Origin of the sequence: Allobosea sp. OAE752, from assembly GCF_050433265.1 — a bacterium.
GTDB classification, from domain to species: Bacteria; Pseudomonadota; Alphaproteobacteria; order Rhizobiales; family Beijerinckiaceae; genus Allobosea; species Allobosea spartocytisi.
Genome location: NZ_JBNPXO010000004.1, coordinates 246,582 through 265,115, shown reverse-complemented (window position 1 = coordinate 265,115; position 18,534 = coordinate 246,582). Strand labels below are relative to the sequence as shown.

Below are 18,534 nucleotides of genomic sequence, written 5' to 3'. Positions count from 1 at the left end.
TTCGACAATTCTGACGCCCCGGCAAGCCTCACGGAGGCCGGGGCGCCATGCAGCGACGGTTCAGTTGCCGAGCTCGGCCTCGATCTCGGCGTCGAACGCTTCGGCCAGCATGGCGCGGCAGGCTTCGGCCTGCTGGCGGGCGGAATCGAGGGCGATGTGGGGCATGATCTCGGCGAGGTCGCGCAGAGCGAAATCAACCGCCGACAACAGGCCCAGGACGGGCTGCCCGGCCGGGGCGGGCTGCGGCGGACGACGGAACGCGATGACCTGACCCATAAGCATACTCACACTGAAGGCGAATCGACGCCCAGTGTGCGGGCACAATTTTCAGAAAGTGGTTAACGGCGGAAAGAGGGCTGGCGAAGCCTGCCCGCGACGCCTCAACCGAAGCCGTGCAGCCCCGCCCCATGGCGCTTGAGCCAAGCCTCGGCCTCCTCCGTGCGCGGGCAGAGCTTGTGCGTCAGCGCCCAGAAGCGGTGCGAGTGGTTCATCTCCTTGAGATGGGCGACCTCATGGGCGGCGAGATAGTCGAGCACGAAGGCCGGGGCGAGGATCAGCCGCCAGGAAAAATTCAGATGCCCCTGCGCGGAGCAGGAACCCCAGCGACTCGTGGTGTCGCGAATCGTGATCTTGCGGGCGGGGATGCCGAGATTGGCGGTATGGCGGCGCACGGCCTTCTCGAGATCCTCGAGCGCAAGGCGCCTGAGGAAATCCTTGACCCGGCGCGGGACATGGGCGCCCTCGCCCGCCACCGCGACGATCGGCGCGCCGTCCTTGTCCGTCGTCGTCTGCGTCACGCCCCGCGCCTTCGACCAGTGGACGATGCGATGCGGCACGCCGCGCAGCGGAATTACCTGCCCGGGCTCGAAAGGCACGGCGAGGGGGCGCTTGGCGATGCGGGCCGCGATCCAGCCGCCATGATTCTCGGCGAACGCCCGGCCGGCGGCGAAATCGGCCCGCTCGGGCAAGGTCAGGGTGACCTCGCCCGTCGCCTGCGAGACGCGCAGGGTCATGCGCCGCGCATTGGCGCGCCGCTTCACCAGCACGGGAAAACGCTGACCGGCATGGACCACGTCGATGCGGTCCGGGTCGGGCTGGCGCTTGAACAGGGAGATGCGCATGCGCGGTGATTGTGCGGGATTCGCGGGCGATGCGGAAGAGGCTGCGCGCCGCAGCCTCCGTCAGCCGGGAAGGCTCAGCCCGCGATCTTCAACGCCTTGCGCTGCTCGCCCGCGCTCTCGTCGCGGCGATCCTTGGCGGCCTCCATGTCGAGGCTGACCATGAAATCGGAGATGCGCGGCTGAATCTCGGCACGGAAGCGCGAGCCGTTGAAGACGCCGTAATGGCCGACCTTGGGCTGGAGATAGTGGACCCGCTTCGCGTCGGGAATATTGACGCAGAGATCATGCGCCGCCTTGGTCTGGCCGACGCCGGAGATGTCGTCCAGCTCGCCCTCGACGGTCATCAGCGCGACGCGCCGGACGGCGGTGAGGTCGACCGGCTTGTCGCGATGCATCATCTCGCCCTTCGGCAAGGCGTGCTTGACGAAGACGGTGTCGACCGTCTGCAGGTAGAATTCCGCCGTCAGATCCATGACCGCGAGATATTCGTCGTAGAAATCGCGGTGCTTCTCGGCGGAATCGCCGTCGCCGGAAACGAGATGCTTGAACATGTCGTAATGGGCGGTGACGTGGCGGTCGATATTCATCGCCATGAAGCCCGACAGCTGCATGAAGCCGGGATAGACCTGCCGGAACGCGCCCATATGCGGGAACGGCACGGTGGTGATGCAGTTGCGCCGGAACCAGTCGGTGCCGCGCTCCATGGCCAGCTGGTTGACCGCGGTGGGCGAGCGGCGGGTGTCGATCGGCCCGCCCATCAGCGTCATCGAGCGCGGCGCGCCGTTGTCGCCCTCGGCCTCCATCCGCGCGACCGCAGCAATAACCGGCACCGAAGGCTGGCAGATCGCCATGACATGCGTGTCGGGGCCGAGCTTGTGCACCATGTCGATGACGTAATCGATGTAGTCATCGAGATCGAAGCGGCCTTCCGAGAGCGGCACGAGGCGGGCATCGGCCCAATCGGTGATGTAGACCTCGTGGCCGGGCAGGAAGGCCTCGACCGTGCCGCGCAGCAGCGTGGCGTAGTGACCGGACATCGGCGCGACGATCAGCACCTTGGGCTGGGGCTTGCGGCGGCCGGGAATCTTGCGGTCGAAATAGACGAGCTTGCAGAAGGGCCGTTCCCAGACGACGCGCTCCTCGACCGGAACCTTGACGCCGTTGATCGTCGTCTCGTCGAGGCCGAAGGCCGGCTTGCCGTAGCGGCGGGTCATGCGCTCGAACAATTCGCAGGACGCAGCGACGCTGCGGCCCATCGGCGTATAGGTCAGCGGATTGGCGGGGTTCTTGAACGCCAATTGCATCGCGTCCGAGACGCCGCGCATCGGGCTCACCAGCATGTGAACCGCTTCATAGGCATGATAGGCAAACGACATGGCGGCCCCGTACATGCGATTTCGACGTCCTTCCGGCGGCGCAGCAAAACGATGATGCGTCGCAACAACGCACCTTACGTTGATTTTGTTCTCATTCAACCCGGCTAAAGGCTAAGATTCTCTGACATGTGGATGGCCAATGGCAGGAACCTCGCTCCGCAGCGGCGCGGACGGAGCCAGGACGGCAGCAATCGCAAGGTGTTGAACGGGGTGTCGAACGCGGTCTTAGGCGAGATTTTGGGCAAGGTCTTGGGCAAGGTTCTGGAACAGTGACGGCCTCCGACCTGACGACGCCTGCCCTGATGCGCTCCAACCGGCACCTGCGGCTCGACACGCTGGTGCGCCTGCGCTGGCTCGCCATCGCCGGGCAGAGCGTCGCCGTCGCCGGCGTCCATTTCGGCCTCGGCTTCCTCCTGCCCTTCGGCTGGTGCTTCGGCGTCATCGCGATCTCGGCCTGGCTCAACATCGCGCTGCGCGTGCGTTTTCCGCTGAGCCACCGGCTGAGGGACGCTCCGGCAACCGCGCTGCTGGCCTTCGACATCGTCCAGCTCGCGGCGCTGCTCTACCTGACCGGCGGGCTGCAGAACCCCTTCGCCATCCTCTTCCTGGCGCCGGTGCTGATCTCGGCGACCGCCTTGCCGCCGCAGCGCACGCTGGTGCTCGGCCTGCTCGCCGCGGCGCTGGCGACCGTGCTCAGCCGCTTCCACCTGCCTTTGCCCTGGGCCGGGCCGGACCGGCCGACCCTGCCGCCCTATTACCAGCTCGGGAACTGGGCCGCGCTGGTGCTGGGCCTCGCCTTCACCGGCATCTATGCCTGGCGCGTCGCCAAGGAGGCGCGCGACCTCTCCGATGCGCTGGCGGCGACCGAGCTCGTGCTGGCGCGCGAGCAGCATCTCTCGCAGCTCGACGGGCTCGCCGCCGCTGCCGCGCATGAGCTCGGCACGCCGCTCGGCACCATCGCGCTCGTCGCCCGCGAGCTGACGCGCCTCGCCCCGCCCGACGGGGAGATGGCGGAGGACATCGCGCTGCTGCGCGAGCAGGTCGAGCGTTGCCGCGGCATCCTCGCCAAGCTCTCCAGCCTGCAGGACGAAGATGCCGGCCCGCTCGACAGGCTGACGCTGCGCCTGCTGATCGAGGAAACGGCCGGGCCGCAGCGACCCTTCGGCGTGCCCTTCGAGATCACCATGCAAGGCGAGAAGCCGGAGCCGGTCTGCCGACGCAATCCCGGCATGATCTACGGCCTCGGCAACATCGTCGACAACGCCGTCGATTTCGCGCGCGCGGCCGTGACGATCCGTGCATCCTGGACCGCAAGCCATGTCACGCTGACCATCGCCGATGACGGGCCGGGCTTTCCGCCCGACGTGCTGATGCGGGCGGGCGAGCCCTATCTCTCGCGCGGGACTGCGGAGAACCGCGCCGGCGGCGGGCTCGGCCTCGGGCTCTTCATCGCCAAGACGCTGCTCGAACGCGGCGGCGCCTCGATCGAATTCTCGAACCGGCCGGCGCCGGAGAGCGGCGCCTCGATCCGGATCGACTGGCCCCGCGACATCTTCGAAGCCGACCTTCCGGCCTTCGGGGGTACCGCAGCCCCGCCATCCGCACTACATGAGAGGGGTTGAGCGCGGGGCCAAAGCCCTGCGAACAACCGAAACGATCCCAAAACCCGCGCAACCGCAGCGCGCATGGACAAGCGGCAAGGAGACCAGAATGCAGGATACCCAGAGCGAGATCGACAGGCCCGGAACCGGCGCCGACATGTCCCTGCTGCTGGTCGACGACGACAAGCCGTTCCTGACCCGCCTCGCCCGCGCCATGGAAGGCCGCGGCTATATCGTGCGCATCGCCGACAGCGTCGCGGCCGGCCTCGCCGCCGTGGAAGAGGCGGCTCCCGCCTTCGCGGTGATCGATCTCAGGCTCGGCGACGGCAACGGGCTCGACGTGATCGCCCGGCTGAAGGAGCGCCGCCCGGATGCGCGCGGCGTCGTCCTGACCGGCTACGGCAATATCGCGACGGCGGTCAGCGCCGTGAAGCTCGGCGCCTTCGACTTCCTCGCCAAGCCGGCCGATGCCGATGAAATCCACGCCGCGCTGGCCGCCGCCCGCGACGCCCGCCCCTCGCCGCCGGAAAATCCGATGTCGGCAGACCGGGTGCGTTGGGAGCATATCCAGCGCGTCTATGAGCTCTGCAACCGCAACGTCTCCGAGACGGCGCGTCGCCTCGGCATGCACCGGCGCACCTTGCAGCGCATCCTCGCCAAGCGCGCACCGCGCTGAACCCTCTGCGGATATGAAAAAGGGCTGCCGGACTCATCGTCCGGCAGCCCTTTTTTGGATCGGTCGGCAACCGCTCAGGCGCAGACTGTTCGCGCGGCCTTCCGATCCAACGTCAGCGCGACCGCCGCCAGCCCCAGCGCCGCGAGCGGCACCAGCGCGGCGACCGGCGCGATCGCGCCAAGGCCGGGGCCATGCGAGATCACCAGCCCGCCGAGCCAGGCGCCCAGCGCATTCCCGAGATTGAAGGCGGCGATGTTCAGGCTGGACGCAAGGCCCTGGCCGGCGCCGCCCGCCTGCTGGAGCACCCACATCTGCAGCGGCGCCACCGTGGCGAAGGCCGCCGCGCCCAGCACGAAGGCGGCGATCACCGCGCCGGTCTGGCTGTGGAAGGCGAAGCCCGACGCGAACATCGCCGCGGTCATCAAGGCGAGGGAACCGATCAGCGCCGGCGCCAGGCTCCGGTCGGCCCAGCGACCGCCGAGCAGGTTGCCGACGACGAGGCCGCCGCCGAAGACGAGCAGCACCGGCGAGACAGCGGCCTCGCTGAAGCCGGCGAGCTGGACGAGGATCGGCTGGATGAAGGTGAAGATCGCGAAGATGCCGCCGAAGCCGAGCACGGTCATGACGAGGCCGAGCTGGACCTGGGGCCGAGCGAGCACCTTTAGCTCCTCGGCGAGCGGCCCCGGGACGACGCGCTCCTTGTCGGCGGGGACGAAGGCCGCGAGCACGAGGAAAGCCAGGATGCCGATGGCGGTGACCGCCCAGAAGGTCGAGCGCCAGCCGAAGGCGAGGCCGAGCCAGGAGCCGAAGGGCACACCGAGCAGGGTCGCAAGCGTCAGGCCGGTGAACATGATCGCGATGGCGGAGGCCTTGCGCTCGGGCGCGACGAGGCTCGTCGCCACCAGCGAGCCGACGCCGAAGAACGTGCCATGCGCCAGCGCGGTCACGATGCGCGCCGTCATCAGCCAGGCGAAGCTCGGCGCCAGGGCGGCCGCAAGATTGCCGAGGGTGAAGATCGCCATCAGCACGAGCAGCGTCGTCTTGCGCGGCAGACCGCGCGTCGCGATGGTCAGGATGGGCGCGCCGACGAAGACGCCGAGCGCATAGCCGGTCATCAGCAGGCCGGCGACGGGGATGGACACGCCGAGATCGCCCGAGACCTGCAGCAGCAGGCCCATGATCACGAACTCGGTGACGCCGATGCCGAAGGCACCGACGGTCAGGGCATAAAGGGCAACGGGCATGGAAGCCTCCGGATACGATTTGTCCCGGAGATAGCCCCTGAAGCGGCTGTGAATTAGTATGAGAGACGGATCATCATCTGTGATATGAATTCACGATGGGGCGCCCCGCCACGCGCAACGCAGCCGTCTCCGACGCTCAGCCCGCGCCGGGCGGGTCCTCGAGCAGCGCCAGCCGCCCCGCCGCCAGCTTCGCGAAAGCGATGGTCAGCATCTTTCGGCGCGCCGGCGCGAGCGGATGGCGCGGCGGCTCGCGCAGCAATTCGCCGCCATAGGCGTCCGCGACGATCAGCCCGACATCATCAGGCAGGATCTCGCGCGGGAATTCCGGCGCCACGGCGAAGAGAAAGCCGTCGCAATAGTCGCGGTAATCCGGCCATTTGCCGTCGACCCGGTAATCGGCGAGCCCGGACTTGACCTCGACCACCCAAAGCTCGCCCGCGGGCGACAGCGCGACGATGTCGCCGCGTCGGCCATTGGCAAAGGTCATCTCCTTGACGATGGCATGGCCGCGCTCGCGCAGATGCCGGCTGGCGCCCCGGCAGACGGCGCGGGTGATATCCGGCCGCGCCGGCGGTGGGTTGAGAATGGCGTCGGTGAGAGACATAGCCCATGTTCTCTCTTTGTTTCCAAAAAGGCAACCCGCGAAGCTGCTTGACGGGATATCGGCCTGAGCCAGGCGGCCGAACGCATCGAGGTGCGTGCATGCCGAACGGGAGAACCCGACGTTACGGCTAGTCTCCCGGACCCACCCCGGCCTATAAGGGCTCAAAATACGATAAGCGGAAACGTCTCGATGGATGCTCACGGCGCAAGCCTGCCGATTTCGGCGGATGTTTCCGCGACCGCGCTTGGGCGCGCTGCCGCCCCTGTCGAGCGGGTGCTCGGCCTGCTGGTCGAGACGATCGCGGCGATTCTGGTCGTCGTCGAGATCTCGCTGCTCGGCGCCGGCGTTCTGGCGCGTTACGTCTTCCACGCACCGCTGGTGTGGTCCGACGAGCTCGCCTCGATCCTGTTCCTGTGGCTGTCGATGCTCGGCGCGGTGATCGCGCTCAGGCGCGGCGAGCATATGCGCATGACCGGCCTTGTCAGCCGCGTCTCGCCCGGCACCCGTGCGGTGCTCGAGGCGCTGGCCATCACCGCCGCGATCGCCTTCCTGCTGATGATCCTGCCGCATGCGCTGGAGTATGCGGAAGAAGAGAACTTTATCGTCACCCCGGCGCTGGGGATCTCCAATGCCTGGCGTGCGGGCGCGCTCCCCATCGGCATCGCCCTGATGCTCGTCGTCGCCTGCTTGCGCCTCGTCCGCTTCGGCTCATGGAAGCCGGTGCTGCTGGCGGGCGCCGTCACGCTCGCGCTCGTCGTCCTGTTCTGGCTCGCCGGCCCAATGCTGAAGCCGCTCGGCAAGCTCAACCTGATCGTCTTCTTCGTCGGGGTCGTCGCCCTCAACGTCTTCTCCGGCGTGCCGATCGCCTTTTCCTTCGCCCTCGCCACCTTCGGCTATCTCGCCTGCACGACCTCGACACCGATGCTCGTCATGGTCGGCCGGCTCGACGAGGGCATGAGCCATCTCATCCTGCTCGCCGTCCCCCTCTTCATCTTCCTCGGCGCCCTGATCGAGATGACCGGCATGGCGCGCGCCATGATCCAGTTCCTCGCCTCGCTGCTCGGCCATGTCCGCGGCGGGCTGTCCTATGTGCTGATCGGCGCGATGTATCTGGTCTCCGGCATCTCCGGTTCGAAGATCGCCGACATGGCCGCGATCGCCCCCGTGCTCTTCCCGGAAATGCAGAAGCGCGGCGCCAAGCCCGGCGACCTCGTCGCGCTGCTCTCCGCCACCGGCGCCCAGACCGAGACGATCCCACCCTCGATCGTGCTGATCACCATCGGCTCGGTCACTGGCGTCTCGATCGCCGCGCTGTTCACCGGCGGCATGCTGCCCGCCGTCGTGCTCGGTGCTGCGCTCTGCGTCGTCGTCTGGTGGCGCTGCAGGGGCGAGGATCTCAGCAACGTCACGCGCTTCTCCCGCCGCGAGATCGCCAAGCTCGCCCTGATCGCGGCACCCGCCATCGCGCTGCCCTTCGTCATCCGAGCCGCCGTCGTCGAGGGCGTCGCCACGGCGACCGAAGTCTCGACCATTGGTATCGCCTATGCGATTCTGGCGGGCCTCCTGCTTTACCGCCAGTTCGACTGGCGGCGCCTGCCGAAGATGCTGGTCGAGACCGCTTCCCTCACCGGTGCCATCATCTTCATCATCGGCTGCGCCACCGCCATGGCCTGGGGCCTGACCCAGTCCGGCTTCTCGCGCGACCTCGCCCAGGCCATGGCCGCCGTGCCCGGCGGAAGCTGGGGCTTCCTCGGCATCTCGATCGTCGCCTTCACCGTCCTCGGCTCGGTGCTGGAGGGCATCCCGGCGATCGTGCTGTTCGGGCCACTCGTCTTCCCCATCGCCCACCAGCTCGGCGTGCACGAGGTCCATTATGCGATGGTCGTGATCTTCGCGATGGGCATCGGCCTTTTCGCCCCGCCCTTCGGCGTCGGCTATTACGGTGCCTGCGCCATCTCGAAGATCAACCCCGACGATGGCCTCAAATACATCTGGGCCTATATCGCGGCCCTTCTCATCGGGCTGCTGATCGTCGCAGCAGTCCCGTGGATATCGATCGGCTTCCTCAGGAGTTGAGGCTGCCGGTCAGACGACGATGTCGCGCTCCGGCACGGGCTCGCCGCGCGAGACATGCACCATGTTGGCGAACATGCGCTTGACCGTCGGCGCGAAATTATCGGCCGCCATGGCGGCGAGATGCGGCGTCACCACGATATTGTCGAGGGTCAGCAACTCGCTGTCCGGCGGCAGCGGCTCAACCGAATAGACGTCCATCGCGGCGCCCGCGATCTCCCGCGCCCGCAGCGCCGTGACCAGATCGGCTTCGTTGACCACCCCGCCGCGGGCGACGTTGACCAGCACCGCCGTCTTCTTCATCGCCTTGAGGGCGGCAGAATCGATCAGGTTCGTGGTTTCCGGCGTCAGCGGGCAGTGCAGCGAGACGACATCGGCCTCCGCCAGGATCTGCGCCAGCGAGGCATGGCTGACGCCGAGCTCGGCCTCCTCAGCGGCGCTGAGCGGCGTGCGCTTGCTGTAGAGGATCTTGCAGCCGAAGCCCTTGAGCAGCTTCGCGACGTTCTTGCCGATGGCGCCGAAGCCGACGATGCCGACCGTCTTGCCGGAGAGCATGTAGGTGTCGCTGGGCAGCTTGCCGGTCGCCCAACGGCCCTGTCTCAGCTCCTCATGGCCATAGGCGATGAAGCGCAGCGAGGACAGCATCAGCCCGAGCGCGAATTCGGCGACCGGAACGGCGTTGGAGCCGGTGGTGCGCGCGACCCTGATGCCGAGCTCCTTCGCAGCGGCGATGTCGATGTTGTCGTAGCCGACGCCCCATTTGTGCAGGAGCTTCAGCTTCCTGCCCGCCGCCAGCACCTCGCGCGAGACGCCGACCTGCCCGGAGATGGCATAGTCGGCCTCGGCGATGATCTCCTTCATATGCTCGTCGCCGCGCGCCGTGCCATGGGTCAGGACGAAGCCCGGCGGCAGGAGCGCGCGCAGGCGGTCGGCGCGCTCCGGCGTCGTCATATCGAGCAGGACGATGGTCTCAGACATCATGGGATTCCGGTCTTGAAGGCGAAGGTGTCGTGGGGGCTTCGGGACGAGGCGGCTCAGCCGTTCTGGGCCAGCGCGTCGAGCACCATCTTGGTGGCGCCGGAGATGTCGCCGAGCTTCTCGCCGGCCTTGACGCGGTTTTGCGTCTTCTCGCCGCGCTCCTGCCGGGCGATGGCCGCGTCGGCGATCGCCTCGGCCTCCTCGCGGGGCAGCACCAGCACGCCGGATTCGTCGGCCAGGATCACGTCCCCCGCCTTCACCGGCACATTGCCGCAGGAGATGGGATGGTTGAGCGTGCCGCCGAGATTGTAGAGGCGGGTGGTGATCGGCGACATGCCGCGGCACCACATCGGGAAATCGGAATCCTGGATCTCGGTCAGATCGGTGCAGGGGCCGTCGACGATGCCGCCGAGCGCGCCGGCCGCCTTGGCCGCGACGGTGACGCCGCCGCCCCAGCAGGCGTGCTTGTCGTCACCCAGGCGGTCAACGACGAGGATGTCGCCGGGCCGGAGCAGCCCGAGCGCGTGATGCAGCAAAGTCGAATCCTGGCCGGGAATGGCGAGCGTCACCGCCGCGCCGGCGATGCGCTTCGTGCGCAGCAACGGCTGGATGCCGCGATCCATGAAGCCCCAATGCTGGGAGTGGCCGACGGTCGCGGTCTCGACCTTCAGCAGCTTCTCCACGAGCGCGGCCGGAAGCTGCTCGGGCATGGGGGCGATGCGGTAATCGGGCATGGTGTCTTCTCCTGAGGCATGATGCCGAAAAGTGGGGACCGGTTTTCGGACGACATGATGCTTCCAAGCTATCGTCCGACGGCGCGGGCGACGCCGACAAGGCGTTCGACCGCGACGACGACGATCAGCGTGGCGATGATGAGAACGACCGAGAGCGCCGCGATCAGCGGGTCGGTGCGGCCTTCGACATAGCGCACCATCTCGACCGGCAGGGTCGAGGCGCGCGGGCCGGCAATGAAGAGCGAGATCACCGTCTCGTCGAAGGAGAGCAGGAAGGACAGGCAGGCGCAGGCGATCAGACCCGGCGCCGCCAGCGGCAGCGTCACGCGCCGCACCACCCGCCAGGGCGTGGCGCCGAGCGTCGCGGCGGCCGCCTCGATGTCGTGCGGCAGGTTGGCGAGGGCCGTCGCCATCATCCGGATGACGAAGGGCACCGTCACCGTCATATGGCCGAGGACGAGGCCGGGCAGCGTCGCGGTGAGCCGGAGCGGCGTGAAGAACAGCAGCAATGCGAGGCCGGTGATCAGCGTCGGCAGCAGCAGCGGCGCGAGGAAGAAGCCGGTCAGCGCGTCCTTGCCGCGGAACTCGCCCTTGGCCAGTGCCAGCGCGGCGGGCACGCCGACGAGGAGCGAGCACAGCGTCACCACGCTCGCGACCTGCACGCTCAAGCCAAGCGCCGACAGCAGCGGAGCATTGCCGGCGAGCGCCTGGAACCAGCGCAGCGAGTAGCCCGAAGGCGGGAACAGGATGAAATTATCCGCCGAGAAGGCGAGCGTGAAGACCACGACGATCGGCGCCAGGATCAGCGCATAGACGAGTGCCGCGATGCCGGAGAGGACGGGGCCGGCGCCGTTCATCGCCTCAGCCTCCGGGCCAGCAGGTTGGAGAAGGCGAGCAGCACCAGCAGGAGCACGAGCGTGTAGAGCGCGAGCACCGCGGCCGCCGGCCAGTTGGTGTTGGTCGTCGCCTGCTCGAAGATTTCGGTCGCCAGCACGAAGACACGCCCGCCGCCGAGCAGTTTCGGCGTGATATAGGCCGACATGGAGAGGACGAAGCCGAGCCCCGCCGCCAGCACGATGGCGGGCAGGCTGAGCGGCAGCGTCACGCGCAGGAAGGTTCGGAACGGCGAGGCACCGAGCGAGCGCGACGCCTCCTCCAGCGTCCGGTCGAGCTGGCCGAAGCCGGCGAGCAAGGCGAGGAGCATGTAGGGCATGATGCTCTCGGCCAGGCCGATGGTGACGCCGGTCCAGTTGAAGACGAGCTTCAGCGGCGCCGAGATCAGGCCGAGCCATTGCAGCAGGCCGTTGACCAGCCCGCGGTCGCCGAGAATGGCGAGCCAGCCGAAGACGCGCACGACACCGGAGATCAGCATCGGCAGGATGGCGATCACGGCCAGGATGCTGCGCCAGCGCGAGGTCGTGCGGAACAGGAAAAGCGAGAGCGGATAGGCCAGGGCCAGCGCGATCGCCGTCGCGACGAGCGAGAGCCAGAGCGAGTTCCAGGTCAATTCGAAGGTGAAGCCGTCGGCGAAGGTGTCGGCAGCCGTCTTCAGCGACCAGGCCTCGACCAGCGCGCCGGTCGGGCCGACTTCGTTGAAGGCGTTGCGCAGCAGGAGCAGGGTCGGCCAGGCATAGATGGCCAGCACGAAGAGTCCGGCCGGTACCAGCAGCAGCGGCAGTCGACGCGTCGCGCTCATGGCGCCTCGCGCGGGAAGGGCAGGCTGTCCTGCGCCCGCCAGATAACCGCGACCTCGGCGCCCTCAGCCAGCGCCGGGCTGCCCGACGGCATCTCGACCGTCAATTGCCCGCCCGCGCCCTCAACCAGCACCTCGACATGGTCGCCGACGAAGACACTGCGCAGGATGCGCCCGCTCACTCGGACATTCTCCGCGCCGACCGCCTCCGAACGCTGAACGATGCGCATGCGTTGCGGCCGCACGAAGACGTCGAATTCCTCGCTGGCGGGAGCGGTGACGGGCTGCGGTTCGTTCCAGAGCAGGACCTTGCCGTCTGGACCGCGCGTCGCCGGCAGGGCGTTGGCGCGTCCGACGAATTCGGCCACGAAGCGGGTCGCCGGGCGCTCGTAGATATCCTCGGCCGTGCCGATCTGGGCGATGCGGCCGCGATGCATCACGGCGATACGATCGCACATGGTCAAGGCCTCGACCTGATCATGCGTGACGAAGAGCGTGGTGATGCCGAGCGAGCGCTGGATCGAACGAATCTCGTGGCGCATCGCGTCGCGCAGCTTGGCGTCGAGGTTGGAGAGGGATTCGTCGAGCAGCAGCACGGAGGGGTGGATCACCAGCGCGCGAGCCAGCGCCACGCGCTGCTGCTGCCCGCCGGAGAGCTCGCGCGGGCGGCGCTGGTCGAGCCCCGCGAGACGGACGAGCGCCAGCGCATCCTCGACCTGCCGCGCGATCTCGGCCTTCGGCCGGCGACGCTCTTCCAGCCCGAAGGCGACGTTCCCAGCCACGCTCAGATGCGGAAACAGCGCATAGGACTGGAAGACATAGCCCATATTGCGCTTGTGAGCCGGCAAACTGGTAATCGCGGCGCCATCGACATGGATTGCGCCGCGATCGGGCTCGACCAGCCCCGCCAGCATCCGCAAGGTCGTCGTCTTGCCGCAGCCGGAGGGGCCGAGCAGCGCGACCGCCTCGCCCTTCTCCACGGCGAGCGAGACGTCGTCGACTGCGACAGAGGCGCCATAGCGCTTCTGCAGCCCGGCAAGTTCGAGATAGCTCATCGTCGCTTACCCGTTGCCCGCTCAGCGCGCCGCCGCGATGACCTCGCGCCGCCAGCGATTGTTCCACTGGTCGCGCACCTTGAGGATGTCGTTCCAGTCGAGCGGGATCATGGTGGAGCGGCTTTCCGGCGCGGCGGCGGTGCGCGCGACGGCCTTGGCGTCGATCTGGGCCTTGGCGTTGGTCGGCGCGTAGAACATGCGCTCGGTGAAGGCCTTCTGCGCCGGCTGGGAGAGGGCGTGTCTGACGAAGGCGGCAGCGGCGGCGCGGTTCTTCGAGCCGGCGCTGAGGTTGATGGTGTTGATCTGGAAGACCGAGCCCTCGGGCGGCAGCAGCGTGCGGATCTTGCCGTTCGACTGATCGCCATAGAGCTGCGAGCGGGCGTTCCAGCCGGTCGCGACCTTGACGACGCCGTTCAGGATCAGCGAGTAGCCGTCCGGATTGGGCTCGAAGGTGTTGACCGAGGGGGCGAGCTCCCTGAGCTTCTTCATCGCGGCGTCGATCGATTTGCGATAGTCGCCGCCTTCCATCTTCTCGACCATGGCGGTCAGGGCCAGGCCCTGGATGTTCGGCGGGGCCGAAAGGGCGATCTGGCCCTTCAGATCCGGGCGCCAGAGATCGGCGAGTTTAGCGAGCGGCGGGGTCAGCGCCGCATCATAGACCAGCACGAGATGGTCGAAGGTCACGGCCGGACCGAACTCGCCACCGGCCTTGCGCGCCTCCGGCAGCAATTCGTCGAGCACCGGGAACTCGGCCGGGGTGAGCTTCTCGAACAGGCCCTCGAGATTGCCGATGCTGGAGGTGGTGACGTCCATGATCGAGACGTCGATCTGCGGGTCGGCCTTCTGCGCGCGGATGGTGCCGACCATCTGGGCCGAGGTGCCACCGGGTACGAAATTGACCTTCACGCCCGGATTGGCCGCGATGAAGGGCTCGATCACCGCCTTGGTGTAGTTGTCCTGGAAGATGCCGGAATAGGATTGCAGGGTGATCTGACCGCTGAGGCCCTGCGCGCGCAGAACGGCCGGCATGGCGATGGTCGCAAGACCCGTCTTGAGGATGAGGCGGCGTGTCGGCATGGGGACCTCCTGCAACTGGCGAGTGCGAACGCTGGGCATGGGCGAGCCTGCCGCGGGCGACCGCGGCAGGCGGAATCGTCAGGCCGAGACCTTGCTGGCGAAATGCGCGATGAAACGGGCGCAGATATCGGTCAGCTTCTCGGTGAGGGCAGCGCCCGTCTCGGCCGAGCACAGGCGCGGATCGCCCTTGGCGACGCCGAGATTGTAGACCTCGTCGTATTCGTTGGGCATCGCGACCTCATGGCCCTCGAAGCTCGCCGTGCCGAGGCCGGTGAACTGCAGATCGAGAACCGGGTCCTTCTTCAGCGGCTTGCCCTCCGGGATCAGGTCCTTGCGGATCAGCTCGGGGAAGAGGTGCAGGCCGATCGAGGTCAGCGGATCGGAGCCGTGTCCGGCGACCGCCGCCGCCTTGTCGGCGCCGCCGAGGATGCCGGGCAGGAGGCCGTAGCCGATGCGCCAGAGATAGAGGCTCGGCAGCACGATCTGCTCGCGCAGATAGAGCTCGCGCGCGACCTCGGCGATCGGCCCGACATTGCCACCATGGCCGTTGATGACGATGATCCGCGTCAGGCCGTTGCGGTGCAGCGACTCGACCATCTCGGCGATGACCTGTGTCAGCGTCGCCTGCGAGATGGCGATGCCGCCGGTCATGGCGCCGAACCAGTCTGCCCCACCGAAGGGCAGGACGGGCGCCACCAGCGTGCGCGTGCCGGCCTTGGTGGCGCGGATGGCGGCGAGCTCGGCGATCTTCTCGGCGAGGAGATAGTCGCCCATCGGCGCGTGCGGGCCCTGATCCTCATGGCTGCCCATCGGCAGCAGGATGACCGGGTTCGCTTCGAGAATCTGGCGGGCCTCCCCGCCCGTGATCGTCCCCATGTGAACGAGGGGATCTGTCTTGGCGGCCATGGCTTCGTCCTTCCTTCAGGCTTGATCTTGATAGAGCGGTGAGATCAGTGCTCCGCCGTGCGCGGATCGAGCAGATCGCGCAAGGCGTCGCAAAGCAGGTTCATGGCGAGGATGGTCAGCGTCAGCGCGGCGCAGGGCCAGAGCAGCAGCAGCGGGGCCTGCTCCATCGTCGCCCGCGCGCCGCGGATCATCAGCCCCCAGGAGGGCGATGGCGGCACGACGCCGAGGCCCAGGAAGGACAGACCGCTCTCGATCACCACCGCCGCCGCGACCGCCAGCGAGAACTGCACCAGCAGAGGGCCGGCAATGTTCGGCAGCACGGTGCGGAATAGCAGATGCGTGGAGGTGGCGCCGAGCGCGCGGGTCGCCTCGACATAGTCGCGGCCCTTCACCGCCAGCACCTCGGCATAGGTCACGCGGGCGAAGCCCGGCACGTAGAGCACCGAGAGCACGAGCAGCAGCGTGCCTGCGCCCGGTCCGAGCAGCGTGACCACCAAGAGCGCCAGCAGTACCGGCGGAAAGCACATGATGATCTCGACGCTGCGCACGGTCAGGAAGGCGCCCCAGCTCCGGGTCCAGCCGCCGATCAGGCCGAGCGTGACCCCGAAGAGGCCGGCGACAACAGCCGAGGCGAAGGCGACGGAGAGACTGGTGCGCGCGCCCCAGATCAGGCGCGAGAGCACGTCCCGGCCGAACTCGTCCCGGCCCAGCCAGGAACCCGACATCGGGCCGGCGAGGCGCTGGGCGACATCCTGCCGGATCGGGTCCGGCAGCGGCAGGAGCGGGGCGGCGAGCGCGACGAGCACGATCAGGCCGACGACGCCGGCGGGCAGGATCAGGCGCCTCAGGCCCTTGGCGCGTGCGAGCCTCATGCCTGCACCCGCGGGTCGATCGCCGCATGGAGGAGCTCGACGGCGAGGTTGATCAGCAGGAACAGCACGGAGATCGTCAGGATGATGCCGACCACCATCGGATAGTCGCGCCCCTCGACCGCCCGCAGCAGCGGCGTGGAGAGGCCCGGCCAGTTGAAGACATATTCGACCAGCACGGTACCGCCGAGCAGCGTGCCCATCTGCAGGCCGAGCACGGTGACGACCGGGTTCAGGGCGTTGCGCAGGACATGCACCACGAGGACGCGGCGGGGCGACAGCCCCTTGGCGCGGGCGGTGCGGACATAGTCATGGGCGAGCGCATCGAGCGTCGCCGCGCGCGTCATGCGAAACAGCACCGCCGCCAGGCCTTTCGCGATCGCGATGGCGGGCAGCGTCAGCAGCTTGAGATGCTGCGCCGGATCCTGGGCGAAGGGAACATAGCCGCCCGCCGGCATGAGCCGCAGCGTCTGCGCCAGCAGCAGCACCAGCAGCGTACCGACGACGAAGACCGGCACGGCGAGCAGCAGCGCCGTGATCCAGGACGCCGCGCGGTCGAAGGCTCCGCCGCGATGGACAGCCGCATAGACCCCAGCCGGCACGCCGAAGATGACGGCGATGACGGTGCCGGCGAGGATCAGTTCTAGCGTGCGCGGCAGCCGCAGCCCGATCTCCTGCAGAACGGGGTAGTCATCGACGAGGGAGTTTCCGAGATCGCCGCGCAGCAGACCCGCGAGGAAGTTCCCGTATTGCGTGAGCAGCGGCAGGTCGAGGCCGAGCTTCTCGCGCAATTCCGCGACGGAGGCAGGATCGGGCGCCGCGCCCGAGGTCGAGAGCAGGAGCTCTGCCGGATCGCCCGGCACCATGTGCAGTGCCAGGAAGACGATGGTCGCGACCACCCAGGCCATCGCCAGCGTCAGCAGGACCCGCCGTGTCAGCCAGGCCGTGCTCATCCGAAATAGGTCTGCTCGAGCATGTTGCCGGAGGAGTTCGTCAGGGCGCCGGGCAGGTTGACGAAGCCCATCACGTTCTTGTCCATGCCATAGCCCTGCTGGCGCCAGGCGAGGCCGACCAGCGGCACCTCCTCCAAGGCGGCGGCCTGCATCTCCTTGTAGATCGCGACGCGCTTGGCCTGGTCGAACTCGGCCCGGCCCCGCGCGAGGGCCGCGATGGTGCGGGGCGCATCGACCTTGAAGGAGCGGCCATGCGCCGGCGACAGCGTGGTGTCGAGCACCACCGTCAGCCCGTCCGGATCGTTGTTGTCGGAGGAGACGCCGTGGATCGCCATGTCGTACTGGCCGCGCATGCCGCGGCTGACGCGGGTCGACCAGTCCGGCAATTGCAATTCGCACTGGATGCCGACCGCTGCCAAATGCTGCTGGACGATCTCGGCGGTGTCCTTGTGCATGCCGAACTGGGCGGTCGACAGCAGCGTCGTCTGGAAGCCGTTGGCGAAGCCGGCCTCGGCCAGCAACGCCTTGGAGCGGGCCGGATCGTAGTTCCAGCCATGGGCGAGCTTGTCGTCGTACCAGGGTGTGCCCTCGACGATCGGCAGGCCTTCGAGCGGCTTGCCGCGGCCGAAGAAGGCAGCCTTGACGATGTCCTCGCGGCGCACGGCATGGGCGACGGCGCGGCGCACGCGCGGGTCGTTGAAGGGCGGCTTGGTGCCGTTGAAGAGCACGTCCATGAACGGCCCTTCCTGGTTGTCGAGCTTGAGGCGCGGATCGGCCTCCACCGCCGCCATCGACTGCCAGGGCACGTATTCGATCATGTCGACATCGCCGGACATCAACGCCGCGTTGCGCAGGTTCTCGTCGGCATAGACGACGAATTTGATGCCCTTGAGCTTGGGAAAGCCCGGCTTGTAGAACTTGTCGAAGGCCGCGAGGTCGAGCGAGGTGCCGCGCTCCTGCCCGACCAGCCGGAAGGGGCCGGCGCCGATCGGCTCGTTCGCCGTCGATTTCCGCGAGAGGATGAAGGTGTTGTAGTTGCCGAACCAGCTCGGCAACGTCACCAGCGGCTCCTTGGTGACGAGACGGACCGTCGCCGGATCGGGAATCTCGACGCGCTCAATGCTCTGGAACTGGGCGCGCATATAGGCGGTCGATTTCTCGCCGGCGATCTGCTCGATCGACCATTTGACGTCGTCGGCGGTGACCGGGTCGCCGTTCTGGAAGACGCAGCCCGGGCGGAGCTTGAAGACCCAGGCCCCCTCGGCGTCACGCGACCAGGATTCTGCGAGCTCGCCGCGCAATTCCCCGTCCGGCCCGTAGGAGACGAGGCTGCGATGGATCAGCATCTTGACCGTGCCGGCCGAGGCGCCGGTCGAGACCCAGGGCTGGAGATTGGGCGGAAAGGCGGAAAGGCCGTAGCGGATGATGCCGTTCGCGCGCTGGGCCTGCGCGGACTGCCTGAACAGGGGCGAAACCAGTACCGGAGCGGCAAGACCGGCACCTAAGAGAGAACGGCGGGAGATGCTCATCGGCTGATCCTCTGCTCTGGCTGGCGCGCGTGCTGCTGATCTCCG

At 67.9% G+C, this 18,534-nt stretch carries 19 protein-coding genes; 4 read left to right on the top strand and 15 right to left on the bottom strand.

The window, feature by feature from the left end:
- Positions 1-60 precede the first annotated feature (60 nt).
- The 3 genes from GGC47_RS12975 to GGC47_RS12965 all read right to left on the bottom strand — a co-directional run bounded on the left by GGC47_RS12975 (position 61) and on the right by GGC47_RS12965 (position 2,497).
- Positions 61-276 (bottom strand): hypothetical protein, encoded by a 216-nt coding sequence (locus tag GGC47_RS12975; protein ID WP_142022320.1) that lies wholly within the window; start codon positions 274-276, stop codon positions 61-63.
- Positions 277-380: 104 nt separating this feature from the next.
- On the bottom strand, positions 381-1,121 hold the full coding sequence (locus GGC47_RS12970) for a M48 family metallopeptidase (RefSeq protein WP_142022321.1): 741 nt from the start codon (positions 1,119-1,121) through the stop codon (positions 381-383).
- A gap of 74 nt (positions 1,122-1,195) precedes the next feature.
- Positions 1,196-2,497 carry a polyhydroxyalkanoate depolymerase gene (locus GGC47_RS12965; RefSeq protein ID WP_081925507.1) on the bottom strand — a complete coding sequence of 434 codons (1,302 nt, stop codon included), beginning with the start codon at positions 2,495-2,497 and terminating at the stop codon, positions 1,196-1,198.
- Positions 2,498-2,623: 126 nt separating this feature from the next.
- Between GGC47_RS12965 and GGC47_RS12960 the strand changes: the two genes are divergently transcribed.
- The 3 genes from GGC47_RS12960 (at position 2,624) to GGC47_RS12950 (ending at position 4,774) form a co-directional block, all read left to right on the top strand.
- Entirely contained in the window at positions 2,624-2,770 is a 147-nt protein-coding gene (locus GGC47_RS12960; protein WP_185747972.1) for a hypothetical protein, read from the top strand.
- A gap of 29 nt (positions 2,771-2,799) precedes the next feature.
- The gene (locus tag GGC47_RS12955) at positions 2,800-4,119 is read left to right on the top strand and encodes an ActS/PrrB/RegB family redox-sensitive histidine kinase (RefSeq protein WP_038365158.1); all 1,320 of its coding nucleotides are present in this window, start codon (positions 2,800-2,802) and stop codon (positions 4,117-4,119) included.
- Positions 4,120-4,207: 88 nt separating this feature from the next.
- Positions 4,208-4,774: an ActR/PrrA/RegA family redox response regulator transcription factor gene (locus GGC47_RS12950; RefSeq protein ID WP_038364622.1), complete on the top strand. Its 567-nt coding sequence runs from the start codon at positions 4,208-4,210 to the stop codon at positions 4,772-4,774.
- Between the two features lie 74 nt (positions 4,775-4,848).
- On the opposite strand, the gene GGC47_RS12945 is transcribed toward GGC47_RS12950, so the two are convergent.
- The gene (locus tag GGC47_RS12945) at positions 4,849-6,018 is read right to left on the bottom strand and encodes an MFS transporter (RefSeq protein WP_142022322.1); all 1,170 of its coding nucleotides are present in this window, start codon (positions 6,016-6,018) and stop codon (positions 4,849-4,851) included.
- Between the two features lie 136 nt (positions 6,019-6,154).
- A complete protein-coding gene (locus GGC47_RS12940; RefSeq protein WP_133565880.1) occupies positions 6,155-6,622 on the bottom strand; it encodes an MmcB family DNA repair protein in 468 nt (155 codons plus the stop codon).
- Between the two features lie 189 nt (positions 6,623-6,811).
- On the opposite strand from GGC47_RS12940, the gene GGC47_RS12935 reads away from it, so the two are divergent.
- Positions 6,812-8,698, top strand: a complete 1,887-nt coding sequence (locus GGC47_RS12935) for a TRAP transporter large permease (RefSeq protein WP_142022323.1) — start codon at positions 6,812-6,814, stop codon at positions 8,696-8,698.
- Positions 8,699-8,707: 9 nt separating this feature from the next.
- Here the strand turns inward: GGC47_RS12935 and GGC47_RS12930 are convergent, their stop codons facing one another.
- The 10 genes from GGC47_RS12930 to GGC47_RS12885 all read right to left on the bottom strand — a co-directional run bounded on the left by GGC47_RS12930 (position 8,708) and on the right by GGC47_RS12885 (position 18,489).
- Positions 8,708-9,673: a 2-hydroxyacid dehydrogenase gene (locus GGC47_RS12930; RefSeq protein WP_142022477.1), complete on the bottom strand. Its 966-nt coding sequence runs from the start codon at positions 9,671-9,673 to the stop codon at positions 8,708-8,710.
- A gap of 56 nt (positions 9,674-9,729) precedes the next feature.
- Positions 9,730-10,407, bottom strand: a complete 678-nt coding sequence (locus tag GGC47_RS12925; RefSeq protein WP_038364631.1) for an RraA family protein — start codon at positions 10,405-10,407, stop codon at positions 9,730-9,732.
- Between the two features lie 68 nt (positions 10,408-10,475).
- Entirely contained in the window at positions 10,476-11,264 is a 789-nt protein-coding gene (locus GGC47_RS12920) for an ABC transporter permease (protein WP_038364633.1), read from the bottom strand.
- Positions 11,261-12,103 (bottom strand): ABC transporter permease, encoded by an 843-nt coding sequence (locus tag GGC47_RS12915; protein ID WP_142022324.1) that lies wholly within the window; start codon positions 12,101-12,103, stop codon positions 11,261-11,263. Before GGC47_RS12915 ends, GGC47_RS12920 begins: the two co-directional genes overlap by 4 nt.
- Positions 12,100-13,155 carry an ABC transporter ATP-binding protein gene (locus GGC47_RS12910; protein WP_142022325.1) on the bottom strand — a complete coding sequence of 352 codons (1,056 nt, stop codon included), beginning with the start codon at positions 13,153-13,155 and terminating at the stop codon, positions 12,100-12,102. The genes GGC47_RS12915 and GGC47_RS12910 overlap by 4 nt, the downstream gene beginning before the upstream one ends.
- 21 nt (positions 13,156-13,176) lie before the next feature.
- Entirely contained in the window at positions 13,177-14,232 is a 1,056-nt protein-coding gene (locus tag GGC47_RS12905) for an extracellular solute-binding protein (RefSeq protein WP_038364639.1), read from the bottom strand.
- Positions 14,233-14,310: 78 nt separating this feature from the next.
- The gene (locus tag GGC47_RS12900; RefSeq protein ID WP_038364642.1) at positions 14,311-15,138 is read right to left on the bottom strand and encodes a creatininase family protein; all 828 of its coding nucleotides are present in this window, start codon (positions 15,136-15,138) and stop codon (positions 14,311-14,313) included.
- Between the two features lie 44 nt (positions 15,139-15,182).
- Complete coding sequence (locus GGC47_RS12895) at positions 15,183-16,010, bottom strand: ABC transporter permease (protein ID WP_166652887.1); 828 nt, start codon at positions 16,008-16,010, stop codon at positions 15,183-15,185.
- A complete protein-coding gene (locus GGC47_RS12890; protein ID WP_133560527.1) occupies positions 16,007-16,960 on the bottom strand; it encodes an ABC transporter permease in 954 nt (317 codons plus the stop codon). The genes GGC47_RS12895 and GGC47_RS12890 overlap by 4 nt, the downstream gene beginning before the upstream one ends.
- Positions 16,957-18,489, bottom strand: a complete 1,533-nt coding sequence (locus tag GGC47_RS12885) for an ABC transporter substrate-binding protein (protein WP_038364649.1) — start codon at positions 18,487-18,489, stop codon at positions 16,957-16,959. Before GGC47_RS12885 ends, GGC47_RS12890 begins: the two co-directional genes overlap by 4 nt.
- Positions 18,490-18,534: the final 45 nt, after the last annotated feature.